General features: G+C 66.8%; 1 pseudogene. It reads right to left on the bottom strand.

Annotation, left to right across the window (positions count from 1 at the left end):
• Positions 1-365 (bottom strand): annotated as a pseudogene (locus tag KQX66_RS39000) (hypothetical protein); the annotation flags it as partial.

The following is a 365-nucleotide window of genomic DNA, read 5'->3' as shown; positions in this document are numbered from 1 at the left end:
CCACATAGGAGAGCTGCGGCATCCAGTTGCTGCAGCTCTCGCCGCCCTGGATGCGGATATCGATATCGCGCGGATTGAGCAGCACCGGCATGGTCGATACCGGCACGCGCTGCGACAGCGTGGCGATGCCGACAAACGCCACGCAGACGCTGAGCGCCGCCAGAAACGCCAGCCACACCCAGAACGCCGAGCGGCGATAAAAGCGCGGCTGCTTTTCGCCGGGCGCGGCAACCGGCGTTCGGGTCCGGCTCGGCGGCACGTACGGCGTATCGTCTTCATCATCGCTGCCGTCTTCCGGCTCATGCATGATCACCGCAATCTGCGGCGCCGGCGCAGGGGCGGGCTGCGACTCCCCGTCTTCACAC

The organism is Paenibacillus oleatilyticus (assembly GCF_018998565.1).
GTDB lineage: Bacteria > Bacillota > Bacilli > Paenibacillales > NBRC-103111 > Paenibacillus_G > Paenibacillus_G oleatilyticus.
The sequence above is the reverse complement of the archived record's forward strand: the minus strand, read 5'-3'. Positions and strand labels throughout refer to the sequence as shown.